This window comes from Anaerobutyricum soehngenii (assembly GCF_009697165.1).
Lineage (GTDB): Bacteria > Bacillota > Clostridia > Lachnospirales > Lachnospiraceae > Anaerobutyricum > Anaerobutyricum soehngenii.
Genome location: NZ_VULP01000011.1, coordinates 77,898 through 87,604, shown reverse-complemented (window position 1 = coordinate 87,604; position 9,707 = coordinate 77,898). Strand labels below are relative to the sequence as shown.

Sequence of the window (9,707 nt, the reverse complement as noted above, 5' to 3'; positions counted from 1 at the left end):
CAAAACCTTATTAAGTGAAAACTGCTTTAAGTCGTGAGTATGGAATACATAGTCTGAAACATAATTGCAGGCATTACGATAAACAGACATAGTTTCATCAAGCAAAACTTTATCCGTTTCCGTTGCGGCTATTTGAATTTTAGCTGTAATAGTTATCTGTTCCATAGATGTACTCCTTTCGTAGATATTTCACTAAATATATTATATAATAACAATTGGTGAAAATCAATGTTTTGAGGTGAATTATGGATAATAGATACAATCGTCATAACAGACGAAAATACAATCTTAAAGTACATATAGTTCTAGTAACCAAATATCGTAAACAATTACTCAAAGATTCTATCGCTGATGATGTTAAACAAAAGATTTTCGATATTGCTAATGAAAAAGTAATTTCTCATGTTTTTTTAAATCATCTCTCCAAAGCATTTCCTTCAATATAAACTTATTTATAACATATTACTTAAATAAGTTTTAATACAACACTACTCAATCCATCCTCTAATTTTTCACCTGATTTACGGGATTGGAATACACAGAGCCTCCGAATTCTATCATATGTAAAAATGTGCCTTAGAGCAAGTTCAAGCTGCGGTCGAGCAGCTTGGACGCAGTGATACGAAACATTTTTGCATATGATAGAATTCGGAGGCTCGTCTGTTCATCATCTCAATCCCGTATAATCAAGAAAAAAACAAGTAAAACTGACTGTTTCTCTTCCTTCATTCCGGTAAACATGCATCTGATCTGTTTCAAATTTATAAACCTGTTCTTTATTGATTATCTGCGTATGCCCATGACATTCTATCGTAAGTACACCTTCTGTTACTGTAATGTACTCTCTTGTTTTTTCTCCATGACTCCCACTCATATAGACCCCGCCGGGTTCTATGTCAATTCGATATACTTCTACGGAATGAGAATCTTCATAAGGAAAACACGTCCAGACTTTATATTGCCCTTCCAGTTCTTTTGTAGGAAAAATTTCTTTTGGACTTACAAGGCAAAAATCTTCTCTCGGCGCATCAATGAGTGTCTGAAATTCTATGCGGAGTCCGCTTGTAATTTTCCCAAGCACACCAAGAGAGGGATTGGCTGTACCTTTTTCAATCTGAGCAAGCATACTTTTGCTGACTCCGGTCTGTTCCGCAACCTCACCAAGGCTCATTCCCTTTGACAGGCGAATCTGCTTTAAATTAACCGCTACATTATATGACAAATAATCCATGAAAATCCTCCTTTGTGTGATTTAATTTATCGGGTGAGTAGAGCAACAGACGAACCATGAGAATGAAATATTCTTTATCTGTGACTTTAGTCGCTGCGAGAAAAAGTCTTCTATAAAAAGCCTCTCATGAAAAATTATTGATTTTGACTCCGTTGTAAAAAACACAAAGTCGCCCTTTAATAAATCGCTAATTAATGTCACCATAATATCAAAATAACCAGAAGCCTACAACTCAAATCCTCACAAAACTTCTATTTATCAAAGACAGAAGGTCCTGCATTTATATTTTAGCAGATGCGTCTTTAGAGCGAGCAAAAATGCTAACCAGGCATTTTCGCACAGCGAAACAGAGCAGATGCTAAAATATAAATGCAGGACCTTCGTCTATTCATTAAATAGAAGCCAGCACCCTGTCAATTGCTGCATCAATTACTTTATCAAGTTCTTCATCGTCTGCTTCCGGCATAAGTGTTGCTGCGTCTTCATCAGAAATAAGTTCAACAAGATCACCGAAGGATTCTTTGTATTTTCTCTTACATACAACATAGAATACTACACCGAGTAAACTCCAGGCTCCTACCATTCCCCATTCAGGAAGGATCAGGTTTCCGCCACTGCCTGGGATACAGTACATACATACCATAAATCCGGACATGATGACTGCCATCGTTCCGAAGAATTTATAAGCTGGAACTTTATATGGTCTTGGCATATCGGGTTCTTTTTTTCTTAATATCATAAAGGAAACCGCTACCATACAGTAAGCAAGACAGCATGCGAAGTTACCTGCATCAGAAATCCATACAAGAAGCTGTCTTCCGGCAAATGGAGCAAGCATTGTAAGGACACCAATAAGAATAAGTGCATTAATTGGCGTTTTATGTTTTGGATGAAGTTTTGCAAATGTTTTTGGAATCATATAGGATTCTGCCATGGAATACATTGCACGAGAACCACCAATTAAGAAGGAGTTCCAGGATGTGATAATACCGCACATACCACCGACAATAACTACTTTTGCCATGATTTTCATTCCAAATGCTGTTCCCATTGCATCGGCTGTAACAAGTCCGGTTGCTTCCTGTGATTTTATGATCGCACCTGAGTCAAGAACAAGTCCTACGGCGATAATTACAAGTGCATAGAAAACAACGGCTAAAATTACAGATAAAATAAGCATTTTACCGATTTTCTTTGGAGGAACATTAATTTCTTCTGCTGCCTGTGGAATAACGTCAAAACCAATAAAATAAAATGGTGACATTGCTGCAACACCGAGAATTGCTTTGATATTAAGTCCTGCGGTGTTTCCGACAAACATCTGTCCATTCAGATTATCCACCGTACCGTTGATTACGGAAGCTACAATTAATAAAATACCGGCACCGCCGATGATACAGGTGAGTACTGTCTGTAAAATAGCGGCTGTTTTGGCTCCCATAATATTTATCATCATAATAATAAATGCTACGATAATGGCCACTGCAAGCCAGGAAGCATATACATCAAATCCTGCAACTGTATACAGATATCCTTTTAAAAATCCAGGCCACAGGTAAGTGATGATTGTTGGAAATGCACAAGCTTCAAAGCAGGCTACACTGACATATCCTAAAACGATTGCCCATGTACAGATAAAGGAACCTGTCGCTCCCATCGCACGATGACTAAATACATGTTCTCCACCACACTGTGGCATGGCTGCGGTTAACTCTGCATACGTTAAACCTACAAAGAAAATCATAACACCGCCAAGAGCAAAACCAAGCGCTGCTCCGAGAACGCCGCCTTTTTCAATCCAGCTTCCGGTTGATACAACCCAGCCCCATCCGATCATAGCTCCAAAAGCAATGACAAGGATATCCCAGGCACTAAATACTTTGTTAAATTCCGATTCTTTCTTGTTCATATCCTGTCCCTCCTATTCATGAAATACTTTTTTTGCTACTTCTTCTATCAGTTCTGCTGTCCCATCCACACCAAGAAGACTGCTGTCTATCAGCATATCCCTGTTATGGCGGTCACCACGATTACTCCCGGTTAATGCAAGATGCCGCTTATGATAACGTTTATCTTTTTCTGTAATAAACATCTTCGCATCCTCTGCAGAAAAGTTATGGCTTTTCATAACATTTTGGATTCGAACATCTTCCGGAGAATAAATGAAAATTCGCAAAATTGGTTTTTGTTCCTTTAAAATATAGTCAGCAGAACGCCCGATGATCACACAGGACTCTCGATCTGCAAGTTTACGGATAATTGTTTTCTGGACGTGAATCGCACGCTGTGTTAAGTCTGCATATTTAGAGAAAGAACCACGAACATCACCTTCTGCTCCTTTTCCGGCAATTGTTCCGCCTTCTTCTACTTTTTCCATGATTTCTTTTGGAATTCCGACTTCTTTTATAATCTCATCTACTGTATCACGATCGTAGAACTTAATTCCTAAATCCTTGGCAACCTTTTTCCCAATCATGTTGCCTTTTGCGCCGTATTCGCATCCTATTGTAATAACAAGATGTGCCATATTCTATTCCTCTCTGATTTCTCTAACTTTCATAAATAACTTTTATAAAAATATCTCAATAAAAAAGGCAAGGGAACCACAAACTTTTTGTGACACCCTTGCCAATGAAACTATATTAATGCTTTTACTGTTTCTTCAATAATTGCGCATGCCTCATCGCACTGTTCTTCTGTAACGATCAGCGGAGGAATCATACGAATGATATGTGCGCCAATTGCTGTAATAAGAAGCTTTCTGTCAAGGCAGCCATGTTTTACTTCCACACCGGATATTGTATCATCAAACTCTACACCAACCAGTAATCCCTGATGTCTTACTTCTTTTACGTGTGGAATCTTTGCTAATTTCTCTGCGAAATAATCTCCGACTTTCTTTGCATTTCCTGCTAAGTCTTTATCAAGAAGTTCTTCTACTTCTGCTAAAGCTGCGGCACAGCTTACAGGGTGTCCACCGAATGTTGTTCCATGGGAACCCGGTGTAAATGCTTTAGAAACTTCTTCTGTCGCACAGATTGCTCCAATTGGCATTCCGCCACCAAGACCTTTTGCCATGGAAACGATATCTGGTTTTACTCCGTAATTCATGTAAGACATTACTGCCCCGGTTCTGCACCATCCGGTCTGTACTTCATCTAATAATAAAAGCATTCCCTTTTCATCACAGAATTCTCGAAGTCCCTTTAAGAACTCTGGTGTTGCAGGATGAACACCACCTTCACCCTGTACCGGTTCAACCATGATCGCAATCGTATTTTCCGTACAAGCATTCTTAAATGCTTCTAAATCATTATATGGAGCATAGGAGAAACCGTATGTCATCGGACCAAAACCAATCTGGCATCCATTACCCGGCTGACCTGTTGCGGACATTGCTCCAAATGTTCTTCCATGGAATCCCATCTTAGCAGTTACGATATGATATTTATTCGGACCATACTTTTCAATACCATATTTACGAGCCATCTTGATCATTGCTTCATTCGCTTCTGTACCGGAGTTCTGATAAAAGATCTTATCCATTCCAAGAGTCTTACAAACTTTCTCAGCAAGTAATGCCTGTGGAATTGTGTATGGATAATTAAAAGTATGCATGATATCGTCAACCTGATCTTTTACTGCTGCAACAACCTTTGGATTTCTATTACCTGCGTTATTTACGGCGATACCTGCATAAAAATCAAGATATGGAGTACCATTCTCATCGTAAATGTACATTCCTTCTGCTGTTTCTGCAAGAAAATCAAAACGCTCATATGTCTCGATCATATATTTATTTACTTTGTCTTTAATATCCTGTACGCTAAGTCCTGTGTCTTTTAATTTCATGATATAATCCTCCTTATTATCTAAAACTCTCATAATTTTCATTTTGCAAACCGGTTTTTATCATATAGGAGAGTAGCTGTTTCTCCTATGAAAACAAAAAAGCAAGAATACCTACAAATACTTGTAAGCACCCTTGCTTTAACTGTCTATTATTTTGTACGACTATACAATATCACGTCTATAATAATCTGTCAATAGATAATTTAAGAAAGTTTTTTCGCTTTTTTCAAAGGTTTTCGCTCAATCACACGAAGTAATTCAATTTTTTTATTGCATTTTGTTTATTATATTGTTCATACATTTTATCATGCAGACTCAGTTTTTATCTGTATGTCAGTTCAAATTACTACAAAGCCTTTCTATATAACTCTGCAATCTCTTCCTGTGTAAATACAACCGGGTTATTCGCTATGCTCGCAGCAGATACCTTCATGCAGTTTTCTGCCATCCATGATATATCCTCTGCAGCGATGCCAAGATCAGATAATTTACATTCTAAATCAATAGATTTTAATAATTCACGTATTTTATCTGCGCAGTCAGCGGCGGATTCTCCACCAAAGATTTTTGCAATCTTTGCAAATTTTTCTTCATTTCCTTTATAAGAAGCTTCAATTACTATTGGAGTGAGGGCCGCTAATCCCTGCCCATGCACGATATCTTTAAGACCACTTGCCGGATGCTCCATTCCATGAGCGATCGTCACTCCTGCCGTATTAATGACCATACCACCGATCGTACTTGCCATTGTGATATTTTCCCACTCTTTTTTACTTCCTGTTCCATTGTATACAGAAACCAGATTGTTCGCAATGAGTTCAATCGCATAGATACTCATTGCATCCGTAAGTGGCTGTGCGATTTTGGACGTATAAGCTTCTATATTGTGGCATAATGCATCAAATGTAACGGAAGCAAGTACTTTCTTTGGCATTGTCATCATACATTCCGGATCCACGATAGATACCTTTGCTACGATTGCATTGCAGCGAAGTGACTTTTTGTCTCCATTATCCGGATTCGTCAAAACAGCGAATCCATTCCCTTCTGAACCGGTACCACAGGTCGTCGGAATCAATATTAATGGCAGCGCATCATCACTGGTCAGACGATTATAAATATAATCATTAATATCGCCTTCATTTTTACTTAAAAACGCAATAGCTTTCGCACAGTCCATAATACTTCCACCACCGATGGCAACAACAACATCACAGCCATTTGCCTTAGCAAAATCTGCACCTTCCTGAGCAGTTGTTGTCAGTGGATTCTGGCTTACTTTATCAAAAAGAGCTGTTTCAAGTCCTGCCGCCTTTAAGCTGTCATTGACCTTGTCATAAAGGCCTGATTTCTTCGCACTGCTTCTTCCTGTTACGATCAAAGCCTTTTTACCATACGGTTTGGTCAATTCTCCTGTCTCTAAAACCTTTCCAGAACCAAATACAATGTTTACCGGCAGAAAATAATTAAATTCCATGATACTTCCTTCTTTCTTTACTTTGCAAATATTATGTTTCTAAAATATATTTAACACCAGCTTTTATTTTTTGCCAGTATTTTTTTACTCATTTCTTTTATCCAAAGCGTGTTTTGAATCAGTCAGACAATCTGGCATCACTTTACAGATTGGATAAAATTGACTCTTCAAAAATCTTTAATCCAGTTTCCATCTGTTCTTCCGTCATGCATAATGGTGCAAGGAATCTTATCACATTGCCGCAAGAACCTGCATTTTCCAGTAACAGTCCCTTCTGAAGTGCTGTCTGAACCAGTTTTGATACAAATTCCGGGTTTGGCTCCTTGCTTTCTTTGTCTTTGACAAATTCTACACCAAGCATACCGCCAATTCCTCTGACATCCCCGATTATATCATATTTTTCTTTCATTTTTTCAAACGCCTTCCTTACGACGGAGCCTATATGGAGGGATTTTGCACAGTAATCTTCTTCTTTCATGATTTCCATCGTTTTTATCGCTGCTGCACAAGCTAACGGATTACCGCAGTAAGTACCGCCAATCGTGCCTGCCGGGGCTGCATCCATGACCTCTTCTCTTGCACTAATGGCACTGATCGGCACACCAGCTCCCATAGACTTCGCTGTAGCAATAATATCCGGGGCTGCTCCCGCCTCCTTCCAGTATTCTGATGTAAAATACTTTCCTGTACGGCAGTTACCACACTGAACCTCATCCGCAATAAGCATAATACCGTTATCATCACAAATCTTGCGAAGTTTCTTCACAAATTCAATGGGAGCAGGAATAAATCCACCCTCACCCTGTAACGGCTCAATAATAATTGCCGCAACATCACTTGCCGGAGCCGCCTCATCAAAAAGCTTTAACAGTTTATCAATATAGTACTGAATAGCTTCTTCCTCGCTGTATCCTTTTGGTGCACGATACAGATATGGGTATTCTGCACGATAAATTCCGGAAGGGAACGGTCCCATGCCAAGTGCATATGCTTTCTTTGCTGTCAACGCCATCGTAAGATTCGTTCTTCCATGAAATGCACCGGAAAAGCAAATAATATTATCTCTTCCCGTATACGCTTTTGCAATCTTAATCGCATTCTCATCCGCCTCTGCACCGGAGTTTGCAAAATATGTTTTCATCTTCTTGCCCTTACAAGGAACAGTCTCATTAAACATTTCTGCAAGTTTTACATATCCTTCATGAACATATACATTAAAAATCCCATGGAAATATTTCTCAGCCTGTACTTTTACTGCCTCAACAACTTCTGGTCTGCTGTAACCAATATTTAAAACGCCAACACCACCAATCCAGTCAAGGAACCTATTCCCATCTACATCCTCAAGCATGGCACCTTCCCCTCTTGCCATACAGATTGGGTAATTACTTCCACATAAACCTTTTGGAACAGCCTCATCCCTTCTATCTAAAAGAGCCTTTGCCTTCGCCCCTGGTACACTCCCTGTAACTATTTCCGGTAATGAATCTCTTAACATGCCACTTCCTCCTAACTATAAAACGTACTCTTAGAACCTTCTAAAAGAATTTTCTAAATACAAAGAAAAAGGTGCAATCCCAGCCTTCACTGTTATCGCACCTTTGCTTGTTTCTTATTTATTTTTATTGCTTATTTCTTTCATGGCATTACTATAACACGATTAAATTATATTACCATCGTCACGATACACAAAATTATTGTGCAACATTCATAATTGCTATTTCATTCATTTAGAGGAAAACAGACGAAACGGGAAAAGGCTAATGATTGCATCTGTAAAGATAGTCGCGGCGAGAAGAATGCTTATTCGCATCCTTCTCTGGCTCCGACATTATATCTGCAATCATTAGCCTTTTTCCGTTTCTGTGTTTTGGCTCCAGAAGAAATGAATTCAATAGTCTTTGTTAGAAAGAAGGGGGGAGAAATCAGAAGACTACTGAATTAATTCCAAAAATTCATCAATCTGATATGCCAGATACCAGTCACTTCTATCTTTGGTAGAGTTAAGTGCTTTTCCTGTAATTTCTGAGATTTTTTTCAAGTGGTAGGAAACTGTATTCCTATGCAGAAAACATTCTGTTGCGACTTCGCCGATATTTCCATTTGTTTCAAGATAACATTTTAAAATACGAATATATTCGCTGCCATTTTCCCTGTCGAGTCGTTCTAATTCTCCCAGCGTTTTTTCACGATATTTTTCCAGTTTTTTGATATTGTCAATCGACAGCCATAGCTTGCTTATTCCCAGTTCCTCTTCCTGACAGATCTGCTTATCTTTTTTTCTACCCCAGCGACACAAGTAGGATAAATCTCTGTATTTCTCCCAGAGATTTGCCACAATCGTCTCTTCATCTCCTATTGCTATATATACCTTCTTTTGTCCGGAAAACTGCTGTGAAAGCTGTGCTATCTCTTCTGTTATTTTTTCCCTTTCTTTTCCCGGAGATATCCGGGCTATGAGTGTGATATACAAATCTTTCTGAAAAACGACTGCCTGCACCTTTTTGTGTGCAAATATCTGCTGGCATTGTCGAATGAATCGATAGAAAAACTGCGTATTATCAAAATTTCTCTCCGCCTGCGTATTGCCACCTGCCGGAAAATAACACTGTACCATAAAGATTTCTGTGTCTTTATGAATATGATTTTCATGCAGAACCGACATATACTGTTGTTCTTCTTTATGTGAAAAAATTGCTTTTTGAAGTGCAGTTTCTAAACTGTCTTGTTCTTGCATCGTCTTATAAATGAGATTGCATAAATCTCTGTTGAAGTCTACTAAATGGACTTCCCATGGCAGTACAAAAATGGGAAATCCCACTTCTTCGCTATACGTAATAACACTGTGCGGCACTCTTTTTATGTACTTTCCTACATTGATGACCAAACCGCTTGCTCCGGCTTCGTACAGACTTTTTACAAAACATTCAAGCATTTCTTCATCTTTTTCTTTGATTCCAGTTGTAACAATCAGCTCTCTGCCTTTTAAAAAAGAGACGTAATCCATCTCTTCGACTGTATGTACCCAGTCAACAAGATTTCTTAAGCCTCTTCCTCCGGCAACCAGCTTCATATTGTAACGGTGTAACGCCACCTCATAGATTTCTTCCAATATTATCGCCATTGTTACCCTCTTTTATTTTCTTT

Annotated in this window: 7 protein-coding genes and 2 pseudogenes; 1 reads left to right on the top strand and 8 read right to left on the bottom strand. The window is 38.7% G+C overall.

Features of this window, described 5'->3' with window-relative positions:
• A pseudogene (locus tag FYJ25_RS15010) lies at positions 1-165 on the bottom strand (RNA-guided endonuclease TnpB family protein); the annotation flags it as partial.
• 80 nt (positions 166-245) lie between these two features.
• Here FYJ25_RS15010 and FYJ25_RS15145 point away from each other — a divergent pair.
• Positions 246-392 (top strand): annotated as a pseudogene (locus FYJ25_RS15145) (transposase); the annotation flags it as partial.
• A 275-nt stretch (positions 393-667) separates the two neighbouring features.
• On the opposite strand, the gene FYJ25_RS07105 reads toward FYJ25_RS15145, so the two are convergent.
• The 7 genes from FYJ25_RS07105 to FYJ25_RS07075 all read right to left on the bottom strand — a co-directional run bounded on the left by FYJ25_RS07105 (position 668) and on the right by FYJ25_RS07075 (position 9,684).
• Positions 668-1,231, bottom strand: a complete 564-nt coding sequence (locus FYJ25_RS07105) for a helix-turn-helix domain-containing protein (RefSeq protein WP_154580896.1) — start codon at positions 1,229-1,231, stop codon at positions 668-670.
• Positions 1,232-1,622: 391 nt separating this feature from the next.
• Entirely contained in the window at positions 1,623-3,140 is a 1,518-nt protein-coding gene (locus FYJ25_RS07100; RefSeq protein ID WP_154580895.1) for an APC family permease, read from the bottom strand.
• A 12-nt stretch (positions 3,141-3,152) separates the two neighbouring features.
• On the bottom strand, positions 3,153-3,758 hold the full coding sequence (locus FYJ25_RS07095) for a cytidylate kinase-like family protein (RefSeq protein ID WP_021907969.1): 606 nt from the start codon (positions 3,756-3,758) through the stop codon (positions 3,153-3,155).
• A 110-nt stretch (positions 3,759-3,868) separates the two neighbouring features.
• Positions 3,869-5,083 (bottom strand): aspartate aminotransferase family protein, encoded by a 1,215-nt coding sequence (locus FYJ25_RS07090; protein WP_096241412.1) that lies wholly within the window; start codon positions 5,081-5,083, stop codon positions 3,869-3,871.
• Between the two features lie 346 nt (positions 5,084-5,429).
• The gene (locus FYJ25_RS07085; protein WP_096241413.1) at positions 5,430-6,560 is read right to left on the bottom strand and encodes an iron-containing alcohol dehydrogenase; all 1,131 of its coding nucleotides are present in this window, start codon (positions 6,558-6,560) and stop codon (positions 5,430-5,432) included.
• Positions 6,561-6,702: 142 nt separating this feature from the next.
• Entirely contained in the window at positions 6,703-8,058 is a 1,356-nt protein-coding gene (locus FYJ25_RS07080) for an aspartate aminotransferase family protein (protein ID WP_096241414.1), read from the bottom strand.
• A gap of 435 nt (positions 8,059-8,493) precedes the next feature.
• Complete coding sequence (locus tag FYJ25_RS07075) at positions 8,494-9,684, bottom strand: PucR family transcriptional regulator (RefSeq protein ID WP_096241415.1); 1,191 nt, start codon at positions 9,682-9,684, stop codon at positions 8,494-8,496.
• Between the last annotated feature and the right edge of the window lie 23 nt (positions 9,685-9,707).

Coding starts and splice junctions, on each gene's coding strand:
- FYJ25_RS07100 (WP_154580895.1), bottom strand. CDS start 3,140: ATGAACAAGAAAGAATCGGAATTTAACAAAGTATTTAGTGCCTGGGAT.
- FYJ25_RS07105 (WP_154580896.1), bottom strand. CDS start 1,231: ATGGATTATTTGTCATATAATGTAGCGGTTAATTTAAAGCAGATTCGC.
- FYJ25_RS07095 (WP_021907969.1), bottom strand. CDS start 3,758: ATGGCACATCTTGTTATTACAATAGGATGCGAATACGGCGCAAAAGGC.
- FYJ25_RS07075 (WP_096241415.1), bottom strand. CDS start 9,684: ATGGCGATAATATTGGAAGAAATCTATGAGGTGGCGTTACACCGTTAC.
- FYJ25_RS07080 (WP_096241414.1), bottom strand. CDS start 8,058: ATGTTAAGAGATTCATTACCGGAAATAGTTACAGGGAGTGTACCAGGG.
- FYJ25_RS07090 (WP_096241412.1), bottom strand. CDS start 5,083: ATGAAATTAAAAGACACAGGACTTAGCGTACAGGATATTAAAGACAAA.
- FYJ25_RS07085 (WP_096241413.1), bottom strand. CDS start 6,560: ATGGAATTTAATTATTTTCTGCCGGTAAACATTGTATTTGGTTCTGGA.